Here is a 20,518-nt window from a genome sequence, read left to right on the forward strand (position 1 = left end):
TCGGATGACGGCAGGGCGATCACTCGCCGGCACCCTGCTCCAGCTCCAGCAAGCGCGCTGTGGCAGCCTGCTCGATCAACAAATACAGGCGCTCAACCTGCTGTTGTTCCAGCGCTTTCAACAATTCCAGGGCCTCCACCATGCCCTCGGCGCGGGCCTGGGAAATCAAGCAATTCGCCGCGCTGGTGGCGGTGTTCACTTCGGCCAGGCGCCTGCGCAATACAACCTGATAGCTCGGCGGCAGGATCAGGCCAGGCATCAACTCCTGTTCGTTTCGCATACCGGCCTCCCTCAGTTTTCGCCGACGACCTGGCGCACTTCGGCCATAACCTTGTTCCACTCGTCCACCGCATCAAACATCGCGCCGACCGCTGCCAAGGCGTGCTGTTGCTTGGTGTAAGTGCGGTTCATGTGCTCGGGTCGGCAAGCTGGGCCAGGCCGGTGAGCTGCCACCAGGCTGAGGTAAAGCCGTCGCTACGTTCGGGGCCATTGGGCAGGGTAAGCGCACCTTTCAACTGAGTGAGGTGCAGTTGGGCGCAATCAATGATGGCTTGTTCCAGTTCGGTCATGGCGTATCAACTCTTGGTAATGGCGGGTTGGGTCCAGTCCTCAAGGACTAGGCCAGGAACGCGAGCAAATTCGCGAGTGTTGTTCGTGACCAGAACACACCCAGCGGCCAGGGCATGGCCGGCTATCGCTGCATCGTTGTTGCCAATGGGCGTACCCAGGCGGGCGAGGGCGGTGCGGATCTGCGTTGTTTGATCTACGGCGGCGGCGTCCCAGGACAGGATGGCGTCCAGGCGCTGGATGAAGGCATCGACCATCGCTGCAACCTTGGGCGATGCCTTGGGGTTGGCGGCCCCGAAACGCATTTCGGAGTAGGTGATGGCCGAAACGACAATCCGGTGCTGATTAGTGACTGCCTGTTCCAGCTTGGCCAGCACCGCGTCGGGGCGCTCGCGCATGATGAACGAACAGATGTTCGTATCGAGCATGTACGTCTTTTTGCTCATGTGAAGTCACCCAGGAAACGGTCTTCCTCGATCACATCCTTTCGCTCGGTCAGAAAGTCAGGATCTGCGGCCGCCACGTCGCGCAACGATGCCCAGGAGGGGCGCACAGGGCGCAGGATCAGCGTTTCGCCGTCGCGGATAATCTCCAGCTCGGAAACGCCCTGGTACTCCATATCCCGAGGGATGCGGATCGCCTGGTTTCGGCTGTTCATGAAAATGGAAACGGTACGCATGGGAACCTCCTACAAGTTGAAACACGTTGAGGCGGTGATGGTGCTGCCGCGCTCGATGCCCAGGTTTGCAAGCTGGCCGCGTGGCACCTCGATAATGCCGAGGGCGGGCCGCAATGATGAATGCTTGGCGGTTGTGTGTGGCTCCAGCTCTTGTACGCTCTGGATAACCCCATCTGCTCCGATCCAAGCCGCGTCTAATGGGGCAGGGGTGTTCTTCATCCACACAAATCGCACTGCCGGCGTAGTCCAGAGAAACAGCATGCCTCGCCCTGGATCTGGCCGCCCGGCGAGGCCCTGCGCCTGTGCGGCTTCGGTGGTGGCCACGGGTAGGTCGAGTGTCGCGCCATTCTGGAACGACAACCGGCAATCATCGCTATAAGCCGGTGTGGTGAGCACGGCCCCCAAAAGCAACGCAGGTAAGCAGCGGTTGAGCATCGGAACCTCCTTCAATCTCCAAGAGAATCCTAGCATATGGCAAGCATATGTCAATTGAGCAATTGAGCGCGCTGGGGTGCGTCGTTATACTGCGGGCATGCGCTCCTTCGCAGAGCACTAGAAGCCCGTTTTGCATTGCTGTGCAGCGGGCTTCGCCATTTCTGGCCCTCCTGTAATCCCTCCCCAAGAATCCCTGAATCTTCGTAGAGCCTGGTGCGTGTGGCTGACTAGCGAGGCTTGCCCGAGTCTGTCCGGTGCGAGTGGCGGGCGGCTGCCGGCAGGCAAGAAAAAGCCCGCATCGCGGGCTTGGGGAAGTGCTGATACCGATCAACTCATTAAGTCGGTGATGGTTCGGCCCAGGTTGATAGCGAACAAGAGCAGGGTTAAAACCCAGTACAATGGCAGGCGCTTATCCTTGGCGCTGTAACCCTCGCTGAATCTGTTTTGAGGCGCCGTCGAGGCGTACAGAGCGCCCCGAAAGCCTTTGGGAATGACTACGACAAAGGCGAACAGTAGCCAATCGAAGCCCGTCTCTTGCATGGGGCCGTGATAAGCCAGCCACGCGGCAAAGCCAATCCAGATTAGTGCTATCCATGTGATTGATCTCCCTTTCGTTTGTGGGTTACTTGCCCTTCTTAGCCAGGCCAAGCTGTTTTTCCAGAGCCTCTACCTGACCTTCGGCGCGTGCTGCGCGGTCCAGGGCCTGGCGTTCGCTCTTGCGTGCCTCGATAGCTTCGGAGTCCTTTTCGTTGGCCCTGGTGACAGCCCGGTGGATCTCCTGGGCGCTGTGGTCCTTCTGGTGCTTCAACTCCAGCTCGGCACGTTCTTCCAGGGCGTGATAGTTGGCCTGTAGCTCGCGGTACAGCGCTGCGGTTTCCTCCAGGCCCGCGATCTTGGCGCGCAGGTCGTGCAGCTCTGCATCCATGCTATCAGCTAGGGCAATCGCTTCCTCGGCCTGCTCGCGGATCTGCGCGGCATTCTCTTCGATCACTCGGCGCTTTCCGTCCAGGGCCTGGTCGGCAGCAACACGGGCCAGGTTCCAGATATCGGCGCCGAAGTTCTCCAGCAACTGGGCCAGGGCAGGTGGTGGTGGGTCGATGAGTGGCTGGGCCTCTTGCTGCTTGCGGTTCTTCCACTCGCTCATGGCCTCCTGAATGGTCGTAAAGCTGCCGACGCCACCCAGGCGCTTGCGCACGTTGGCCAGGGTGGGCTTAGTGCCGTCAGCGTCCAGTTCGTCGGCGGCCTTCCAGATCATTTCCTTGGTGAGTGCCATGGGGCGTGCTCCTTTGTATGTTGTAGCGTGTAGTATTATACAACATACTACAAAATACAATACAGCCTAACGCGGCCAGTTGGCCTTGTTGGCTCCGCTCCAGCGCGGCGGGCGAGCCACCGCACCAGAGCGCAGCAGCCGTTCGATTCCACCCTCCTATACTTCAATGCCCCGCCTCCATAGGAGTTGCTGCCATGTATGACGACCAGCCACCCTTCGCACCGTTGCCTCCTAAGAATGACTGCCCGGACGGCATGAGCCACGACCGCACGGTCTACTACGGCATGGCGCAGGGCTTGCTGTCGGCCCTGTTCGTTTCGGGGATCATCAAGCCGTTTGACTATGAGCAACGCCGCGCTGGACTGGTGTGGGAGTACCAGTGGGGCAATCAGGACAACCCGGAGTGATCCCGTGGCGCGTGCACGGTGCCGGTGTCGAACGCTATCCGTGAGTTATCCACAAGCTCAGTCAAATCAGAGCCGTTAAAGGTTTAAGTTAAAAGGTTAATACGCGCGCGCGTTGTTAGCGTTTTGCGAGGCCTTGATTTACCTGGGCTGGCGGGTGGTTCTGGTCCCCGGAGTGACGAAATAGGCGGTCCCTGGAGTGACGAACCCCAGTCCCCGAAGTGACGAATCGGCGGTCCCTAGAGTGACGAATCGCGGTCCCTGGAGTGACGAACCGGCTAGGCCGCGAAATTGGGCGCGGTCCCTGGAGTGACGAATGCGCAGATAAAGCCCCCGAAGGGGCTGCGGTACAGCTCAAGAACGCATGAATCAATAGAGAAAAACCCTTACACATCAGTGGATTGACCCCTTCCGGTCCCTGGAGTGACGAATTGCCATGACTCATGCAGCGGGTGCGGCCTTTGCTTTGCGTGGCGTCTTGATACCGTTGCGCGTGGCTTTGAGCAAGGCCGCTTTGCCGGCGTCGGACTTGTTGAAGAACAACACCGCGTCTTCGTCGGGCAGGTAGGTCATGTAGTAGTCGAGCAAGCTGCCGGCCTCGGCCAGCTCCTTGACCTTGGCGCGAAACTTCTTTTCCGCCTGGGCGCTTCCGACCTTCTTTTGCAGCAGAGTCAGGCCGATCTTCCATTGGCCCTGGCCGCCGCAATGCTTTCGGCAAAGCTCATAGATGCGTTTGGCGATGGCGCTGCGTAGCCCGAAATAGTCGCCCGGAATGGTCAACACATCCATGGCTTTCGCAGCGTTAAATGTGGTGTCGGATACCTTGATCCGAATGGCGCACATGCGGTTCTTGGCGCCCCTGGTGATGATCTCCACGTCATCGAGCAGGCCCACCCAGCGCCGGCTACCGTCACGGTCTTTCGTCGATTCAAAGGTGGCCCGCATGCGAGTACCGGTGAGCCTGTCGAACGCCTTGCTAAGCAGCTCATAGCCGCGCTCGCTGGTACTGCTGCGCGTGAAGCTCAACAGTTCGTGAGCGGTCGTCTCGATAGTCGGTGATACGGCTATGCCGGCGTTGATCGCGGCCACCAGCTTCGACACGCAAAACAGCACGATATCCTTGTCATGCTGGGTCGCCCGACCGGCAACGCTGGGAATGATCTCGATCTTGTTCCCGTTGTGCTCGTAGGTGATCTGCCTGGTGTCTCCGTCTTCCACGGCGTAGATCGGGTGCTCCATTGTAGGCCGCTCGTCCTTGGGGATCGCCGGCAGGCCGGTCGCAATCCAGAAATCGAGCTGCGTTTCGAGCACCACAACTTGCTTGCGGCCCGCTGAGGCCTTCACCGCCTCGCGCCCTGGTGTCTTGTCCTTCGGCTGCTTCGCCTCTTCGCGTTTCAGCCGCTCCGCCGCCTGCTGGTAGGTTTCGCCTGGCCGGGCTTCGGCCTCAATGCGCTTGCGCCACTTGTCGATGTTGATTGCGTCCTGCCCGACCAAGGGGGCTTTGGCCGCAGAGCGACGTTTCGGCAGTGGCGAGGTGGCCAGGTCGGGATCGATATCAAACAACTCATTGGACGACATGCTGGGCCTCCTTGCTCAGATACTTGTAGATGGTGGTTCTGCTGACTTTGAACCTGGCGGCCACGTCGCTGACGGTCGTCAAGGGATCGGCCAGCAGGATCTTGATATCGCGGATCTCCTTCGCTCCAAGCGTCGGCTTGCGACCCCCTTTGCGCCCACGTGCGCGGGCGGCCTCCAGGCCGGCCATGGTCCGTTCGCGGTTTAGCTCGCGTTCGTACTCCGCCAGGGTGGCGAAGACGTTCAACTGCATCCGTCCGCCCGCCGTGCTGGTGTCGATGTGCTCGGTGAGCGATTCAAAGCGAACCTGCATGGCTTCCAGTTGCGCCATGAGCTGGAGCAGGTGGGAGAGGCTGCGACCGAAGCGGGAAAGCTGCCACACGACAACGGTATCCCCTGGGCGGAGTGCTTTTAGCATCTGCTCCAGCTCGGGCCGGTTGGCCCTGGCCCCGCTGATCTGTTCCTCATAGATCCGCGTACAACCAGCGGCGACAAGCGCGTCTCGCTGTAGGTCCAGGTTCTGGTCCTGCTTGCTGGTTCGGGCGTACCCAATGCGCAGGCCTCCGGTCAATATGTCCAGGGTTGAAGAGTCTTTGCCGTTACGCATGGTCACCTCCATGTGGTTGGCCTGGTTTGTCGGTCGATAGCACCACGCCGCCATCCCACTCGGCCACGACCTCGGCCCCGCAACATGTACAAGCGGTCGTCAACTCGGCAGCGGTTTCGGCCAGGTGTAGCTGGCCAGCATGGCCGCATGCGGTGCAACGGTACACGTACAGCGTGGTCGGGATGGGTTTGCTCATCATGGCAATTTCCGTACACCTAATGTAGACACTGAAAAGTTACGAGAAAGTTAACAGTTTATGCCCAAAAAAACGCCCCTGGGCGCTTTTTGAAAGTGTGCAGAAAACGACCGTTTACTGCACAGGCATTTGCCGGGATCTACGCGGCTTCCTCTGCGACAACGGTGCAGTGGTCCAGGGACACTGCGCCCGAAACATCCTCCACCATGATGACCGGTTCGCAGCACATGACGAATGCTCGACCGCAGGTTTTGGTCTGGATCGACTCGCCCGAGCCAAGCAACTCTTCATAGGTCACTGTCACGCCTTCTTTGTACTGGGCGTTCCAGTCGTAACACTGGATCTTGGCTGCATCCTCCTGCTCGCGCAGGGTCATATTTGGGCGCTTCGGTTTCGGCATAACGGCAGTCCTATGTAGGTGGGTTCTGTGTAGAGATCGCTTGGCGTAGCGCTGACTCGGCAGCGCTATCGTCCATGTCCATGTAGTAAGCATCCGCCACCAGCTCGTCGATCTCGCGGGCGCTCACATTAGCATCGAGCGCGGCGCGTAGCAGGCCGGCGTCGAGTCGGTCGTATTTGTAGGCTATGGCCAGCGCCGGGTTGTCCTGGGCGTTGTTGGCCATGAAGAACCCGTAGGAAAACCCTTCCGGGGTTGCGCTGCGGGCGTTCTTGGTGGCGAGGCGGTTGCCGCCGAACTTGCGGTGCATCTTCGAGCCGTCCGAGGCCTCGACCGGGGCAATGGGCAGGTTTGCATTGAAGCGGCCCCAAAGCAGGGTTTTCTTCGTGTACGGGTCGCCCAGGTGGTGCGGGTCGAAGGCTAGGCGCCACGGCGGCAGGCCGCCCAGCTTTTCGATCCGACCTACCGGGTTCTCGATGGCCCATACGGCAGGCCGGAAATATTCAATGGTGCGCAATGTCTGGTGAACGAGCTGCACGGCGGCAACCGTGCGCCCGTCTGCATCTTTGGCTGCGAAGTGTCGGGCGCCACTGGTGGCGAATTCTGTGCACGGGCACGCGGCGAGGATGGCGTAGATATCCAGGCCGTCGAAATCGCCAAACCAGTCACCGAAGAAGCCGGCGCCGAACTCGTTTACGTCGCCGGTAACGGGGTTGTCCTGTATGTCGAAGCGCAGGACCTGGTAGCCGGCATCCTCCCACGGCTGCGACCACTGCCCGGTATGGTCGAACAGCGACAGCACTACCTTGTAGGCATTGGCCCGCCCTTCGCCCTGGGCGAAGGCGTGGCGCTTCCATTCGGCAATGCGGGCTTGGGCGGCGGCCTGGTCAAGCCAGCCGTGTGACCGGGTGTGGCGGGCCACCTTGTCGGCCAGGCGCACGATCTCGGACGGCCTAGGCGCGTCGAACAAGTGGTGCTCCAGCTCGCCCGAGCTAATGGCGCTGAACTCGGCGGTGATCTGGCTTAGCTCGAAGTCGTCAACGCCCAGGGCCTGGGCGGTGAATAGCCCAGGCTGTGCTGGGCGGATCTGCGTACTGAGCATGGTTCACTCCCCCTTGAAGTAGTCGGGGCGCTGCTCCAGCTCGCGGGCGATCAACTCGTCAGCGAACAGCGGCGCGGCCTTCTCGATGCGCTTGGCCATCTTCTGCTTGCGTACCCGGTCTTTGGCCTCGGCACTCCAGCGCTTGACGGCGCGGGACTGGGGGAAGTCCAGGCAAACACCGTAACCCACGGGGCGGCGCTGCCATGCCTGGTGCATTTCTTCCGGCATCCGCGTCCCCGCTGGGGCCTCGATCACCAGCAACTCAAAGTCGCCAGGGCAGGGCTGGTGCGGCAGGCACCATCGAAGGGAGTAGCGCCACATGGGCGGCGCTACGTGATGGGCATTCGCAGCCATCAGACAAAATCCCAACTTGTCTGGTCCCAGCCCGGCAGCTTGGACTGAGCTATGCGGCGAATTTCATGCAGGGTGCGGAATGCCTGGGTAGCGTAATAGTCGGGGTTTTGGTTGGACTGATACTCCAAGCACTGGATGAGTTTGAGGGCTTCGAGCGGGGTAGGTTTGCGCACAGTTTCATCCAGGCCGAACAGCTCGCCCTTGAAGGTTTCGCCAGGGTAGCGGGTGCGCACGGAGCGAATGTTTTCGTCAAGCAGTTGCTGGCCTTGATCCGCAAGGATCTGGTAGGTGGTCGCATCCGGCTTGCCGGTGCAGGTGAACATGAGAATGGCGGAGATGTGAAAACGATTCAGGATATAAGCGCTCATGGAAACTCCTTCGCAGATTCCCCGGAGCGGTTGCCGCCGCTGGTTTCCGGGGTGTTGAAGCGGTATTGCTTCGACGTGGTTAGTATCTCAAATCGCGGCCCTGTCGTCAACTGTTGGTCAAACAATCTTTGACGAATAATTGACTTGACGCGGCGCGCTTTTCGGAGCTGCTTAGATGCCGAGGTGGGAGCGGGAGGTAAACATAAAGCGCGCCCGCGAAGCGGGTGCAGCCCCGCTTTTGCCCTGGAGCGTAAGTCTCCCCCGGTGGATCTGCTCGTCAGCCTTCGGTTGGTCGCGGTAAGCCCCGACTACCCGGAGCTGGGCCGCCGTCATGGGGACCGTGGAATAGCGGAGCGACCGGAGGGAGTGAGCATATGCCGCGAAAGCCCCTTGACGGCATAGGCCCAGCGGAGGGTAGGCGAATAGGGCTGATAGCGGCCAGCCGGAGGGTGATGAGCACACCCAGGACGCGCAGGGGCGGCAAGGTGGCCAGCAGGCCGCCGCGCAGGCCGACAGGCCGGAGGGCAAGCGGAGCGCGCAGCGCCTGGCGGGCCAGGTGCGCAGTAGGAAAGCCGTGGCCAAGGTTTCGCATGGGCAAGAAAAAGCCCGCTTGCGCGGGCTTCTGTGGAGGCTTATCGCCGTGGGTTGGTGTGCAGGCCCCAGCCGTACACTGGTGGTTGATCGCTGATGCGAATACCGCGTGTGTCTTCGCAAATCCGACCCGCGACTACTGCGCCTGGTGAGTAGATCTGACCGCCCAGCAGGCAGCCACGGGCAGGAGCTGGGGCAGGGCGGTTTGCCTTCGCTTCCAGGGCGGCGAGCTGGGCCGAAATGTTGACCAGACCTTGATTGACTTGGTGTAGCTGCTCGTTGGTCTGATCCGCCTGTTTCGACGTGGCGCAGCCAGTTAGGCCAACGGTGGCCAGCAACAATGCCGGCAGGAGTTTGGTGATAGTGCGAGTCCTGTTTTCCATAGAGATTTCCTTAACGTGTCATGCCGAACATTGAAATGATCGGGCTGATGGTGCCTTGGTTTTTGTCCGAGCCAGGGCAGGAATTCAAGAATTCTTCCCTGGCCCGGGCTGTTGCCTCGGGTTTGAATTTGCCCTTCTTCTTGACGACGATTGAGAAGAAGTCGGATACCGCTCCGCTGCAATCGCTGTCTGCCAGCGAACCGCCCTTGAGACCTGCTTTGCCTGCCATGCACATCATGGTCTTGCACGGGTCACGGGCTTCTGCGGTGCCTACCAGTACCAGGCTGGCCAAGAGGGCGACGACGACCGTTGATCGTTTCATGGGACTACTCTCCTTTTAGTCTGTGCTCGATGTGGAAAAATGCGCGGGCTAGGCGGTCGTAGCCGCCCGAGGCGGCAAGGAAGGCGATCAAACCGACTATGGACAGCACAACCAGTTTCGGATCGGGCCAGCCATTGGCGGCCTGGATGACGAATACCACCAGCATCGACACGGCGCCGAACGTCAGCACTAGGCTAATGGGGCGGCGCACAAGCCAAAGCAGTCGGCCTGCGAGGCCGAACAGGTTGCCGGTGGTGATACGCAAAGCATCGATGGCGAAGCGTTTAGCGCCCGAGGCAGCCCTTGCCAAGAACGACGGTTGCTTACCGTTCGCTGCTCGATCCTTCGTAGCCACAGTGCGGATCTTCTGCACCTGGCGGTTCCGCTTTCTGCCTGCGGGCAGCTCAACGACTTCACCCATATCTCAGTCCTCCTTTTCCTGTATCTCGAATTCCGCGAGCTGTCTGCCGGCGTCCAGATACTCCTTCAACCAAGCGGGGCGTTTACCCCTGCCGCTCCACGTATGAAACGGATTGGTTGGATCTCTATACCTGGCCTGGCCTCGCGGCGGTCTCTCTCCCAAAGGTACGAATTCCAGTTCGCGTGTTGTGGGCACGGATTTCGGTTTCCCCGCTGGTTTGCTCTTGTCGGCATCTTTGTCATCGCATTCGCTTGACATGTTCTCAACTGCCCTCATAATAGCGGTTACTCACTGAAATTGCAATTTCAAGGACAAACGGAATGGCCAACCATCAAACCTTCACCGCAGTCATTGCTCTTGCGCTCGTCGCCGCCGGAAATCCATTGCTGGCTAATGCGAACGGTAAATTGTCGATGAGTGTCATGGCTTTGGCAAAGCAATGTGCGCCGAACGTGGCGCCTGAGACGGTCGGTTATTTGGTTAGCCATGAGTCGAGAAACAACCCATTTGCAGTCCATGTAAACGGCGTGCCCTGGAGTAAGCAGCCGAAGACTGAAACCTTCGAGGACGCGAAGGGGGTAGTCGAAAAGCTTGCTCGCGAAGGCGCCAGTTTCGATACCGGCTACGGGCAAATCTGGTCGGGGAACTTGGCAGCGTTAGGGGTTTCTGCTGTGGACATGCTTGAGCCGTGTAAGAATCTGGCCGCCCTGGACCGAATCTTGTCGGACTGCTACCGGGCCGCTGTTGTGACTAATCAGGACGGGCAGGCTGCTTTGCGAAATGCCCTTAGTTGCTACAACACCGGCAACCAGCGGGACGGTTACACAAATGGATATGTGGGAAAGGTTCTTGCCGTGGCTCAAGCCAATAACACTATGAAAGTGCCTGCGCTGCGCGTCGATGGAGTCGAGAGTGAAGGCGGCCAGGTGGGAAGTAGCGTTGGGCAGGAGAACGCGCTACCGGCTGAAAACGCAAGGTTAGGTAGGTCTGATGGGTTCGATGATTCAACCCCGGACGGGTTTGCCAATAGCACTCAAGACGGTTTCGAGGTGATGGCGCGGCAACATGACGGAGCGCCCAATGAAGGTCTTTCTCATCCAGCAAAAACAATTAGAGGAAATGTGCAGCAAGAAGAAATTAATACGGACATGGATTCAGAGGTTGGAAGAAAAGAAATGGCTTCCACTCTTTGAAGTCATTAGCGACGACGGGCAAACGGTGTGTTGTTCGTTGCGCGTAAAGGATACAGGGGAGGTTAGAACGTGGGCTGATCTTCGACTGTTAGCCGAGTGGCTGAGGGAAAAGCTAAGCATCGAAAGGTGTGAGCTTCTATTAACGGACTTTGATTTACCAGTAACGGAGTGAAATATGGACAAACTGAATGTTGGTGTAAACGGCAAGAAACTGGGCATGGTCTGCATGGTTCTGCTGTGCATCTTTGGGTCTACCCTGGCCCAAGCAGCGGGGGTTGATACGGCAAACTCTTCGCTGACCTCGATGAAAACCTGGCTCGATACGTGGATTCCGCTGGCCTGCGCCGTGGTACTGGCGGTGCTGTGCATCCTCTGGTGGGCGCACGTGGTTCGCGCTGACTTCGCTACCCGTGGCGCCCTCGCAATGATCGGTGCTGGTTCTGCCAGTTACATCGTCAGTTTCTTCTTCAGCTGATACCAGTAGGGCGGGACCTACTGGTCCCGCCCTTGGGAGGTTATCGAATTGAATTTCTCACAAGGACGGTTCCCCTTGTTCAAAGGGGTAACTCGGTTGCCGACCTTAGCTGGTGTGCCTCGAACTGTGTTGCTCGTCACCTTCATGTTCTGCGGCGCGTTGTTCCAGTTCATCCACCTGTGGGCCATCGGGGTGTTCGTGTTCCTGTTTGTCATCGAATGGTGCATCACCAAACACGATGACCGAGCTTTTCGGATTCTCTACCTGGCTTGGAAAACCAAGATTGTGAACAGGTCTGAATCCTCATTTACGAACTTGTGGGGTGGGTCTAGTTACTCGCCCAGGGACTACGGAGATCAAGACTAATGGCCGTAACAACCCGCGATGTAAAGAGCGTCAAAAAATTCACGAAGGAACCTTCCTTCAAAAAATTCGTACCGTATCAACACCACATCACCGATCACGTAATCAGCACGGAAAACGGCGAGCTGCTGACGATCTTCAAGCTTCGTGGGCGCACGCACGATTGCGCCTCGGATCTCGACCTGATCCGCTGGCACCGCGACCTGAACACCATGTTCAGGCAGATCAGCACCGAGCACGTCAAGTATTGGACCCATCAGCATCACCGCGAGGTCAACGACTACCCTGAAACGGAGTGGAACCTGGCGTTCGCCCAGCACTTTGACGACAGCTACCGCAAGAGCTTCCAGTCTAAGCCGCTGATGGTGAATGATCTCTACCTCACGGTGGTTTACAACCCCGTAGGCGACCTGGCGCAGAAGGTCTTTTCCAAGATGGAGCGACCAACCCGCGAAGAGTTGGTAGACATGCGCAACGAGGCGTTGAGCGCCCTGGAAGAGATCAGCAGTCGTGTCATGCACACGCTCAAGCCTTACGGTATTGAGCGGTTGGGCGTCTACTATCGCAACAGCCGCGGCGAAATCGCCACTGCCGAGAATCAGGAAGATGACACCTGGCTGGCTGATGAAACCGGGCTTGAGGCTGATGCCTTCGATATCGATCCTGACGACCTTCTGGCCGATACGGTGAAGACCGCGCCGGCGCCGGCAGTTACTGCGTCAGAAAGCGCCGGGAGCCTTCGGGCATTTTCTACTGCCCTGGAATGGCTGTCGTTCCTCATCAACGGTTACTGGCAGCCAGTACCCGTTTGCCGCTCGAAGATTCGTTCGTATTTGGTGGAAACCCGGCCCGTATCCTCTATTTGGGGCGACATTATCCAGCGCCGCCGCTTCGATGGTATTGATTACTTGGCTGGTGTTGAGATCGTCGATTACGACGATGAGACGGAGCCTGGCCAGCTGAACCTGCTGATGGAAGCAGATTTTGAGTACGTGCTGACCCAATCCTATTGCTGCATGTCACTGGGGGCTGCTCAGACGTTCCTGTCTAACCAGCAGAAATCGATGCTGGAAACCAAGGACAAGGGCAAGTCGCAGATTCGGCAGTTGGAAGACGCCGAGGACGATGTGACCTCGCGGCGGTTTGTCATGGGTTTCCATCACGCGACTATCCACGTGTGGGCAAACACTGCGAAAGGCGTACAGAAACTAGCTCGCAAGGCCAAGGGCATGATGACCGACTGCGGTATCAAGGCTGACTCAGTTGGCCTCGCTTCCGAGGCTGCTTTTTACGCCATGCTGCCGGCCAACCATGCGTTCGTTCCTCGCCCGGTCCCCGTGAATAGCTGGAACTTCCTGTGTTTTTCGCCGTTTCACGGCTTCATGACTGGCAAGGCGAACAACAACCCCTGGGGACCAGCAGTCACGTTGTTCAAGACCACGGCAGGTACGCCGCTGTTCTTCAACTGGCACGTGTCGCCGATGGAAGAACAGTCGTTCGGCAAGCGCCCGCCAGGCCACACCCTGATCCTCGGCCAGACCGGTGCCGGTAAGACGACCTTGCTCAATGCGTTGATTACCCAGTCCAGCAAGTTCGAGCCTCGGGTGATCTGCTACGACAAAGACCGGGGCATGATGCCCCTGGTGACGTCCCTGGAAGGGCGCTATACCGTGCTGCGCGAGGGCGAATCGACGGGCTGGCAGCCGGCGCAAATCGAGCCGACTACCGCCAACGTGGCCATGGTCAAGCGTCTGATCAGGATTTGCGCGGAAACCACGAACGGCGGCCCGATTGAACAGACCGACGTGGAACTCATCGGCAAAGCTGTCGACCATGTGATGGTCAGTGGCCTGGTCGCCAAGGAGTTGCGTTCGTTCTATGCGATCTGGCGGCAGATCCCGGCAGCGGCACGAGTTAACAACCAGCAGAAATTGTCCCTGGCTGAAATGCTCAAGCCCTGGTGCCGAGGTGGCGAACATGGCTGGTTGTTCGATAACCCGTCCGACGCCCTGACCTTCGACACGCACAAGGTGTTTGGCTTCGACCTGACCGACTTTATCGTGGCCCCGGATCAGCCGGCCCCACAAGCGCGCACGCCGTTGCTGATGTATCTGTTTTATCGCGTGCGCCTGGCCATCGATGGTAGCTGCCGCGTGATTCAGGTATTCGATGAGTTCGCCCAGTATCTGGACGATCCCTACATGGATGTTGAAGTGAAGCGCGGCTTGAAGACCGACCGGAAAAAGGACGCGATCTACGTCTTCTCCACGCAGGAACCAAACGACGCCCTGGAAAGCCGGATCGGCAAAACGATCATGCAGCAGTGCGTGACCAAGATCCTGCTGGAAAACCCGGAAGCCGACCCAGTGGACTACATGAAGGGGCTGAAACTGACCGAGGCGGAATATCAGGCGCTGCTTAACATCCCTGAATTCAGCCGTCAGTTCTTGGTCAAGCAGGGCAGTCAATCGGCCATTGCCACCATGGATCTGCGCGGGATGGAGAAGGCAATCAGCATCCTCTCGGGCACCCCGGACAATGCGGATCGCCTGGAAAGCATCCTTGCCGCCAATCCAAACGCCAAGCCAGAGGTGTGGCTGCCGAAGTACTGGGAAGCGGTTTTACCCAAGCAACAGAACAGGAGCAACTGACATGGAAAAGTACGTATTCGCCGCTGCGGCGACCCAGGACGTAAAGCGTCTGCCGGCGTTCAAGGCAAAAGCCATTGTGCGTAGTTGCACGATGGCCATCTTCCTGGGTGTCGCGAGCGTCTCGCATGCACAGGTCATTGTCGAAGACCCTGGCGTGCTGGCCAACACGGTGCTGCAAGTCGAGAACATGGTCCAGCAGTTGGCCAATCTCAAGTCGCAGTTGGAAACCCAAGAAGGCATGTACGCCTCTATGACCGGCGCACGCGGATTCGGTGGGATGCTGCCAGGCAGTGCTGGGGAACTGCAAAAGAACCTGCCGGCTGACTGGGGCAAGGTTTACTCCGACGCGATGAACAGCAATTCGAGCATCACAGGTTCTGTGCGCGACATGCTCGGGCAGTTCGATAGCGAGGTGGAGAACATGGGCCGCAGCGAGGCCCTGGACCTGGTGAACCAGCGTCTCAAGGAGAAAGGGGCGTATGACCGCGTAATGGCGCAGCAGGCCTACAACAACCAGATGCGCGAACTGGAAGATATCCAGACGCTGACCAACCAGATCGACACAACCACGTCGCAGAAAGAGATCGCAGACCTGCAAGCCAGGATTTCGACCGCCCAGGGCGCGATCCAGGGCGAGCAGGCCAAGCTGCAACTGATGGCCATCCTCCAGCAGTCGCAAGACAAGGTACTGCAACAACAACAACAGACCGCCGTTCGCCGCTATGTCATTGGCGATAAAAACGACAGTCTCGAAGCCCCTAACCTCACGGAATGACCGTTATGAAAAAGATCGTATGCCTGCTGCCACTCTTCGCTGCCCTGGCCGCTTGTGGTGAGGCCAACACCAAAGAGTGGTACATGCAGCATGACAAGGAACGAGCGGTTCGCGTTGCCGAATGCCGTAACGATGCCAAGGAGCAGGTGAGCGCTGATTGCCAGAATGCACTTGCCGCTGAGGCTCAAGTAGTGACCATGGGCAAGGGGCAGTCGGATTACAGCATCGACCTCAAGCTCGACAAGAAGTGACGGGGGTGAACAATGGCCTATAACGCAACGACTCAGATTTTCAGCTACATGGACGAAGTGTCCAAGGAGTTGGTGGCGTCGAACGTGGCGACCATCATTGCTGCTGTAACACCGTTGGTTGCCCTGGGTTTAACCATTGTTCTCATGGTCGAAGGCACCTTCAAACTCTACGGCGGCGACGGCGAGCCGCTGACGGACATGCTCAAGAAGTTCGCATTTTGGGGCCTCATTCTGAGCATATCGTCGGCTGGCGGGTGGTATCAGAAACAACTCGCAGATGTCGCGTTGAAAACCCCCGATGAGTTCGCCTCGATCCTGATTGTCGATGGCAAGTCGGGTTCCAGCGTGCAGAACGAAGTCGCCAGTACCATCGACAAGGCGCTGGAAAATGGCTTGAAAACAGCGCAGAAGGCCTTCGACAACGCAGGCGTGACCAGTGGTCCGGGCCTTGCTAGCTTCTTGCTGGCTGCTGCGGTGCTTCTCTCTACGGTGCTGGTCTGCGGTATTGGTGCGGCCTTGATCCTGATGGCCAAGTTTATGCTGGCCATCGCGGTCTGTTTCGGGCCGATCTTTATCATGTGCCTGATGTTCGATTCCCTGCGCGAGCTGTTCTCGAAGTGGATCGGTTCGGTCATCAACTTCGGGCTGATAACCATCCTGTTGTCCGCCACCTTCGGCCTGCTGATGAAGTTTTACGGCAAGGCGGTGGCGGCGTCGGCTGATCCGGCTGCCAACTCCCCGATCTTGGTACCAATCATCACCTGCGGCCTTCTGACCGTGGTGACATGGTTTGTCCTCAAGAAGATCCCGGACCTGGCCGCGTCCTGGGGTAGTGGTGTTTCGGTGCAGTTCGTACCGGGCCGTCAACGCCCAGGCAAGGGTGGTGGTGGTAACGGCGGAAAAGGCGGCGGCGCCGGCGCTGGCTCCGGTGCAGGTGCCGGTGGTGCAGCTGCTGGAGCAGCGGCAGGTGCGGCAGCCGGTCCAGCCGGCGCAGCGGCAAGCGCTGTTGGTACTGCCATGCAGGGCATGGCCAGAGGTTCACGCCGAGCAGGCTAAAAGGAATCACATTCGGGCCGTAATAAGTCCTTGAAATTATAATTTCAGGGATTTATTATGGCCCTGTCTTTTTCTCATCTGAGGTAATTCACATGGTGCGGTTTTCGACGGGATTGGTCGGGATCTTACTGGTTGCGGCTCTGGCTGGATGCGCAAGCAAGCCCAAGCCCGCACCTGAGCCTGACATGACCAATTTGGTGCCGGTCAACAAGACGTTGCCCAGCGCCCTTGTAGGACGCCCCGGGGTAATTCCCCAGGCCACGAATGGAGAACGTAAAGAATGAGTCGGGCTGATAAGAACGAGGCAATTACCAAGGCCGACATGGCCGTGTTCCAAGAAGAACGCCAGAACCTGGAAACGGATCTGCTCGATGAGGTGCTGAAATCCCGTCGAGTTGCCTGGTGGGTAGCGACTGGCCTGGGTGCTCTGGCCGGCGTGGCGTTGGCCGTGACCGGCTTCACCATGTACCGCTACAGCCAGCCGGTCCCAGCGCACATGCTGGTTATGAATAGTGACGGCACTATCCAGCAGGTGTCGTTGCTGACCCCGCAATCCAGCTACGGCGATGTAGCAGATACCTACTGGGTTTCTACGTTCATCCGTCATTACGAAAGCTACGAGTTCAACACGGCGCAGGCAGACTATGACGCTATCGGCCTGATGGCCGGCCCTGATGTGGCTGAGGATTACCAGAAGCGCTACAAGTGGGGCACCAAGGAAGCCATGGATAAGACCGTTGGCGACCGCAAGTCGGTCAAGGTCAAGGTTTCCTCGGTCATCCTCGACCGTGAAACAGGTATCGCTACGGTTCGCTTCTCAACCACTGAAAAGTACCGTACCCGTGGTGCCGATGAGGCTCCGCAATTCTGGATCGCTACCCTGTCCTATCGCTACGACAACATGGAGCTGACGGCGGCGCAGCGCTACATCAACCCGGCTGGATTCCGCGTCTACTCGTACCGAGTCAACGCCGAATCTGTTGCCAGTGTGGGGGGCCGATAATGAATCTCAAATTCGCTATTGCAACTGCCTTGGCAGCGGCGCTGGTATCGGCGCCGGCCCTGGCCCTCAACGAGAAGACAGACAGCCCCTACGACTATCGGATCAAGACGGTGATCTACAACCCGATGGACGTTGTTCAAATCGATGGGGTGGTGGGCCTGCAAACCCTCATCCAGTTTGCCCCGGATGAGGTCTACGTGACGCATAACTTCGGTGCGAAAAGCGCCTGGGAGTTGGTCAACAAGGACAACAACGTATTTATCAGGCCGATTGCCGAGCTGAGCGACACCAACCTGACCGTAGTGACCAGCAAACGGACGTACTACTTCCTGCTGCACTACATCGGCAGCAATGCCGTCAAAGGCCCTGATGGACAAGTGAAAGAAGAGTTCATCAAGACGCCTTGGAGCATGCGCAAAGCCACGGTAGGCGTCATCTTCAAATACCCGTTTGAAGACATGAAGGTTGCTAACAAAAAGCTCGAAGAACGCCGCGTCCGCGAGGCGCTGGCCAAGGGTAATAACGGGCCAGTGAACATCGCCTATACCCGCTCCGATGAAGAGAGCAGCCAGGAAATCAGGCCGACCCACACCTGGGATGATTTCCGCTTTACCTACTTCGAGTTTCCGGCCAATGCAGCGTTGCCAAACGTCTACATGATTGGCCCGGATGGCAAGGAAACCATCCCACAGACGCACATCGAGGGCGAGTATTCCAACATCATCGTGGCCGAGACAACGGCGCGTGAATGGCGGGTTCGCCTGGGTGATCGCGTGGTGGGTGTAGTCAATGGCGGTTACAACCCGGCGTTGGGCGCTAGCAAGACCGGCACCAACTCGCCCGTGGTTAAGCGCGTGTTGAAAGGGGGTGAGGAATGAGCCGCGACGTAAATATCGACGAACTGGACACGTTCGAGGACGACCGGGGCGGGTTCGATGGTGGGCCGAAAAAGAAAGTGCCAGGCCTGCGAGCATTCATCGGCGTGTTGTTCCTGATTGCCTTGTGTCTCATTAGCTGGATCGTCTACAAAAATGTGATTGCGCCTAAACTCCAGCAGCAGGAACAGGCCGAAAAAGCCTCGCCCAACAAGGCCAGGAACTTGCCGGGTGTGAGCTTCGCAACCACACCTGCGAACGCCGAGGACGAACCTGTCGAACAGTCAGCCGAGCAGGAGCAAGCCGCCAGTACCTACCAGCAGCCGGTGCAACAGACCCAGCCCGGACAGCAGGGCAAGGTCGAGCTAACGCCTGAGCAAAAGGCCATGCAGCGCCGGCTCAGTGCGTCGAGCGGGACAGAGGAAATGCGCTCCCAGGGTGCAGTCGCTACGCCTAGTCGTGGTGAGAAGGCCGAGCCGGTACAAACCAGCAGTGGCAGTTCGGAGCTGGCCACGCGCATGAATAGCGCCCGGTACACTGCATCCAGGGCGACACTCATGAAAAACATGAGCATGTCGATAGCCGCTGGCACGATGATTAATTGCGGCACGATCACCGAGCTGGATACCACTGTTCCCGGCTTCGTTTCCTGCCAAGTGTCGAAGGAGGTTCGTTCGGCTGACGGTTCGGTGGTGCTGATCGACAAGGGCGCGAAGATCACAGGCGAAGTCAGTGGCGGCATCCTGATGGGCCAGGCCAGGGCCTTTGTGCTGTGGTCGCGGGTTCGCAACCGCGACGGCGCCGTGGCCTACCTCGATGCGCCTGGTACCAACCGCCTCGGTAGCGCCGGCATTCCTGGCCAGGTCGATACCCACTTTTGGGATCGCTTCGGTGGCGCCATGTTCATTTCCGTGTTCAGTGACCTGAGCCGTGGTCTGATGCAGGCCCTGGTGAACTCCACCGACAAGTCGGACAGCGACACGACCGTGAACCTCGACAACACCTCGAACACCTCCGATTCGCTGGCCCGCGAAGTGTTGCGCGCCACGATCAACATCCCGCCAACCCTGACCGTCAATCACGGCGAAGCCGTTTCGATCTTCGTGCCGCGTGACGTTGATTTCAGCGATGTGTATGGCCTGGAAATGGTGGAGTGAGGGAGGCACATATGGATATTGCGACCGAGCGCGACCTGGCTTTAGCAGACATGGACATGGCCCTGGCGGCGGCGAACTTCGCCCCGCTGCGGCAGTACCTCGACGATCCAGAAGTGTTCGAGATCCGGGTGAACAAGTTCGGCCAGGTGGTATGTGACACGCCCAAAGGGCGTGTCTTGCACGCCGACCCACGGATCACCTACGACTACCTGTGGGCCTTGAATGACCATCTACTGAGCCTGAACGGACTCGGCCGCACGCCTATCAGCTACGTGAAGTTGCCGGACGGATCTCGGGGGACGTTCTGCTGGCCTCCTGCGACTGTCGAGGGGACCATGCTCATGTCGATTCGTAAGCATTTGCCCGTATCGAAGAGCCTGGCCCAGCTTGCCCAGGAAGGCCGCTTTGCCAAGGTGCGACACCGTAAGCAGTCTGAGCAATTCTCTCTTGAGCCGTTCGAGGAAGAGTTGCTTGCGCTGTTGGAAAAGGGTGACGTGGAAGGCTTCTTGACGCTGGCCGTCAAGACTAAGCGGAACATTGCCGTAGCCGGTCCTACCGGCTCCGGCAAAACTACGCTTACCCGCTCGTTGATGGGGGCGGTGCCTACGGTTGAGCGTGTGCTGCTGATGGAAGATACGCACGAAATCGACGATAACCGGCTCGATGAGGTGGGCTATCTGATGTACGGCGAAGGCGACGGGCGAATGTCGGCGCGTGAATGCCTCAAGCTGTGCATGCGCCTGTCCCCGGACCGGATCTTCCTGACCGAGCTGCGCGACGATGCAGCCTGGGACTACCTGGCCGGCGCGAACACGGGGCACCCTGGGGGCATTTTCTCGACGCACGCTGACAGCGCGGCCAGCACCCCAGCGCGTATCGCCACATTGGTAAAGGCCTCGGAAATCGGTCGGGCGCTCGACTACGACGTAATCATGAAGACCATCAACACCACGTTGGATGTGGTCGTGTACATGGAAAAACGTGAAGTGCTGGAAATCCTGTACGACCCGATGTTCAAGAAACAAGCAATGGCTGCGGTGTAGGA

At 58.7% G+C, this 20,518-nt stretch carries 30 protein-coding genes; 13 read left to right on the forward strand and 17 right to left on the reverse strand.

Annotated elements, in window-relative coordinates; genetic code table 11:
- Positions 1 to 19: 19 nt before the first annotated feature.
- The 6 genes from HK44_RS29210 to HK44_RS29235 form a co-directional block, all read right to left on the reverse strand.
- Positions 20 to 280: a hypothetical protein gene (locus tag HK44_RS29210; RefSeq protein ID WP_015272399.1), complete on the reverse strand. Its 261-nt coding sequence runs from the start codon at positions 278 to 280 to the stop codon at positions 20 to 22.
- A 127-nt stretch (positions 281 to 407) separates the two neighbouring features.
- Positions 408 to 569 (reverse strand): hypothetical protein, encoded by a 162-nt coding sequence (locus tag HK44_RS29215; protein WP_015272398.1) that lies wholly within the window; start codon positions 567 to 569, stop codon positions 408 to 410.
- A gap of 6 nt (positions 570 to 575) precedes the next feature.
- The gene (locus HK44_RS29220; protein ID WP_012477632.1) at positions 576 to 1,013 is read right to left on the reverse strand and encodes a type II toxin-antitoxin system VapC family toxin; all 438 of its coding nucleotides are present in this window, start codon (positions 1,011 to 1,013) and stop codon (positions 576 to 578) included.
- Positions 1,010 to 1,246 (reverse strand): type II toxin-antitoxin system VapB family antitoxin, encoded by a 237-nt coding sequence (gene vapB / locus HK44_RS29225; RefSeq protein WP_012477631.1) that lies wholly within the window; start codon positions 1,244 to 1,246, stop codon positions 1,010 to 1,012. Before vapB ends, HK44_RS29220 begins: the two co-directional genes overlap by 4 nt.
- Before the next feature lie 9 nt (positions 1,247 to 1,255).
- The gene (locus HK44_RS29230; RefSeq protein WP_015272397.1) at positions 1,256 to 1,681 is read right to left on the reverse strand and encodes a DUF192 domain-containing protein; all 426 of its coding nucleotides are present in this window, start codon (positions 1,679 to 1,681) and stop codon (positions 1,256 to 1,258) included.
- A 622-nt stretch (positions 1,682 to 2,303) separates the two neighbouring features.
- On the reverse strand, positions 2,304 to 2,954 hold the full coding sequence (locus tag HK44_RS29235) for a DNA-binding protein (protein WP_015272395.1): 651 nt from the start codon (positions 2,952 to 2,954) through the stop codon (positions 2,304 to 2,306).
- A gap of 194 nt (positions 2,955 to 3,148) precedes the next feature.
- Here HK44_RS29235 and HK44_RS29240 point away from each other — a divergent pair, with 194 nt between their 5' ends.
- Positions 3,149 to 3,361 (forward strand): hypothetical protein, encoded by a 213-nt coding sequence (locus HK44_RS29240; RefSeq protein WP_015272394.1) that lies wholly within the window; start codon positions 3,149 to 3,151, stop codon positions 3,359 to 3,361.
- Positions 3,362 to 3,799: 438 nt separating this feature from the next.
- Here the strand turns inward: HK44_RS29240 and HK44_RS29245 are convergent, their stop codons facing one another.
- From HK44_RS29245 to HK44_RS29295, 11 genes are all read right to left on the reverse strand, one after another.
- On the reverse strand, positions 3,800 to 4,921 hold the full coding sequence (locus HK44_RS29245; protein ID WP_187682511.1) for a replication initiator protein A: 1,122 nt from the start codon (positions 4,919 to 4,921) through the stop codon (positions 3,800 to 3,802).
- Position 4,922: 1 nt separating this feature from the next.
- Positions 4,923 to 5,540, reverse strand: a complete 618-nt coding sequence (locus HK44_RS29250; protein ID WP_015272392.1) for a recombinase family protein — start codon at positions 5,538 to 5,540, stop codon at positions 4,923 to 4,925.
- Complete coding sequence (locus HK44_RS29255) at positions 5,533 to 5,739, reverse strand: zinc ribbon domain-containing protein (RefSeq protein ID WP_015272391.1); 207 nt, start codon at positions 5,737 to 5,739, stop codon at positions 5,533 to 5,535. Before HK44_RS29255 ends, HK44_RS29250 begins: the two co-directional genes overlap by 8 nt.
- A 136-nt stretch (positions 5,740 to 5,875) precedes the next feature.
- Positions 5,876 to 6,136 carry a hypothetical protein gene (locus HK44_RS29260; RefSeq protein WP_015272389.1) on the reverse strand — a complete coding sequence of 87 codons (261 nt, stop codon included), beginning with the start codon at positions 6,134 to 6,136 and terminating at the stop codon, positions 5,876 to 5,878.
- 10 nt (positions 6,137 to 6,146) lie between these two features.
- Positions 6,147 to 7,235, reverse strand: a complete 1,089-nt coding sequence (locus HK44_RS29265) for a DNA cytosine methyltransferase (protein ID WP_019692580.1) — start codon at positions 7,233 to 7,235, stop codon at positions 6,147 to 6,149.
- A gap of 3 nt (positions 7,236 to 7,238) precedes the next feature.
- Positions 7,239 to 7,589, reverse strand: coding sequence for a hypothetical protein (locus HK44_RS29270; RefSeq protein WP_019692581.1), 351 nt, complete (start codon positions 7,587 to 7,589; stop codon positions 7,239 to 7,241).
- Positions 7,589 to 7,957 (reverse strand): hypothetical protein, encoded by a 369-nt coding sequence (locus HK44_RS29275; RefSeq protein ID WP_015272386.1) that lies wholly within the window; start codon positions 7,955 to 7,957, stop codon positions 7,589 to 7,591. The genes HK44_RS29270 and HK44_RS29275 overlap by 1 nt, the downstream gene beginning before the upstream one ends.
- A gap of 632 nt (positions 7,958 to 8,589) precedes the next feature.
- Entirely contained in the window at positions 8,590 to 8,931 is a 342-nt protein-coding gene (locus HK44_RS29280; protein ID WP_019692582.1) for a hypothetical protein, read from the reverse strand.
- 10 nt (positions 8,932 to 8,941) lie between these two features.
- Complete coding sequence (locus tag HK44_RS29285; RefSeq protein ID WP_019692583.1) at positions 8,942 to 9,253, reverse strand: TrbM/KikA/MpfK family conjugal transfer protein; 312 nt, start codon at positions 9,251 to 9,253, stop codon at positions 8,942 to 8,944.
- A gap of 4 nt (positions 9,254 to 9,257) precedes the next feature.
- Positions 9,258 to 9,674, reverse strand: coding sequence for a hypothetical protein (locus tag HK44_RS29290; protein ID WP_019692584.1), 417 nt, complete (start codon positions 9,672 to 9,674; stop codon positions 9,258 to 9,260).
- A 3-nt stretch (positions 9,675 to 9,677) separates the two neighbouring features.
- Positions 9,678 to 9,950, reverse strand: coding sequence for an H-NS family nucleoid-associated regulatory protein (locus HK44_RS29295; protein ID WP_019692585.1), 273 nt, complete (start codon positions 9,948 to 9,950; stop codon positions 9,678 to 9,680).
- Positions 9,951 to 9,994: 44 nt separating this feature from the next.
- On the opposite strand from HK44_RS29295, the gene HK44_RS29300 reads away from it, so the two are divergent.
- The 12 genes from HK44_RS29300 (at position 9,995) to HK44_RS29350 (ending at position 20,516) form a co-directional block, all read left to right on the forward strand.
- Positions 9,995 to 10,867, forward strand: coding sequence for a lytic transglycosylase domain-containing protein (locus tag HK44_RS29300; protein ID WP_019692586.1), 873 nt, complete (start codon positions 9,995 to 9,997; stop codon positions 10,865 to 10,867).
- A gap of 175 nt (positions 10,868 to 11,042) precedes the next feature.
- Positions 11,043 to 11,342, forward strand: a complete 300-nt coding sequence (locus tag HK44_RS29305) for a hypothetical protein (protein ID WP_019692587.1) — start codon at positions 11,043 to 11,045, stop codon at positions 11,340 to 11,342.
- 75 nt (positions 11,343 to 11,417) lie between these two features.
- The gene (locus HK44_RS29310; protein ID WP_019692588.1) at positions 11,418 to 11,708 is read left to right on the forward strand and encodes a VirB3 family type IV secretion system protein; all 291 of its coding nucleotides are present in this window, start codon (positions 11,418 to 11,420) and stop codon (positions 11,706 to 11,708) included.
- Complete coding sequence (locus HK44_RS29315; protein ID WP_019692589.1) at positions 11,708 to 14,356, forward strand: VirB4 family type IV secretion/conjugal transfer ATPase; 2,649 nt, start codon at positions 11,708 to 11,710, stop codon at positions 14,354 to 14,356. The genes HK44_RS29310 and HK44_RS29315 overlap by 1 nt, the downstream gene beginning before the upstream one ends.
- Before the next feature lies 1 nt (position 14,357).
- Positions 14,358 to 15,131: a type IV secretion system protein gene (locus HK44_RS29320; protein WP_019692590.1), complete on the forward strand. Its 774-nt coding sequence runs from the start codon at positions 14,358 to 14,360 to the stop codon at positions 15,129 to 15,131.
- Between the two features lie 5 nt (positions 15,132 to 15,136).
- A complete protein-coding gene (locus tag HK44_RS29325) occupies positions 15,137 to 15,382 on the forward strand; it encodes an EexN family lipoprotein (protein ID WP_019692591.1) in 246 nt (81 codons plus the stop codon).
- A gap of 12 nt (positions 15,383 to 15,394) precedes the next feature.
- Positions 15,395 to 16,438: a type IV secretion system protein gene (locus tag HK44_RS30265; RefSeq protein ID WP_019692592.1), complete on the forward strand. Its 1,044-nt coding sequence runs from the start codon at positions 15,395 to 15,397 to the stop codon at positions 16,436 to 16,438.
- Between the two features lie 92 nt (positions 16,439 to 16,530).
- Positions 16,531 to 16,722 (forward strand): hypothetical protein, encoded by a 192-nt coding sequence (locus HK44_RS30340; protein WP_032491391.1) that lies wholly within the window; start codon positions 16,531 to 16,533, stop codon positions 16,720 to 16,722.
- Positions 16,719 to 17,441, forward strand: a complete 723-nt coding sequence (locus HK44_RS29335; protein ID WP_019692593.1) for a virB8 family protein — start codon at positions 16,719 to 16,721, stop codon at positions 17,439 to 17,441. Before HK44_RS30340 ends, HK44_RS29335 begins: the two co-directional genes overlap by 4 nt.
- Entirely contained in the window at positions 17,441 to 18,319 is an 879-nt protein-coding gene (locus tag HK44_RS29340) for a TrbG/VirB9 family P-type conjugative transfer protein (protein ID WP_019692594.1), read from the forward strand. The genes HK44_RS29335 and HK44_RS29340 overlap by 1 nt, the downstream gene beginning before the upstream one ends.
- On the forward strand, positions 18,316 to 19,473 hold the full coding sequence (gene virB10, locus HK44_RS29345) for a type IV secretion system protein VirB10 (protein ID WP_019692595.1): 1,158 nt from the start codon (positions 18,316 to 18,318) through the stop codon (positions 19,471 to 19,473). The genes HK44_RS29340 and virB10 overlap by 4 nt, the downstream gene beginning before the upstream one ends.
- 11 nt (positions 19,474 to 19,484) lie before the next feature.
- Complete coding sequence (locus HK44_RS29350; RefSeq protein WP_019692596.1) at positions 19,485 to 20,516, forward strand: ATPase, T2SS/T4P/T4SS family; 1,032 nt, start codon at positions 19,485 to 19,487, stop codon at positions 20,514 to 20,516.
- The last annotated feature ends 2 nt before the right edge of the window (positions 20,517 to 20,518 follow it).

Source organism: Pseudomonas fluorescens HK44 (genome assembly GCF_000217955.3).
GTDB lineage: Bacteria > Pseudomonadota > Gammaproteobacteria > Pseudomonadales > Pseudomonadaceae > Aquipseudomonas > Aquipseudomonas fluorescens_AQ.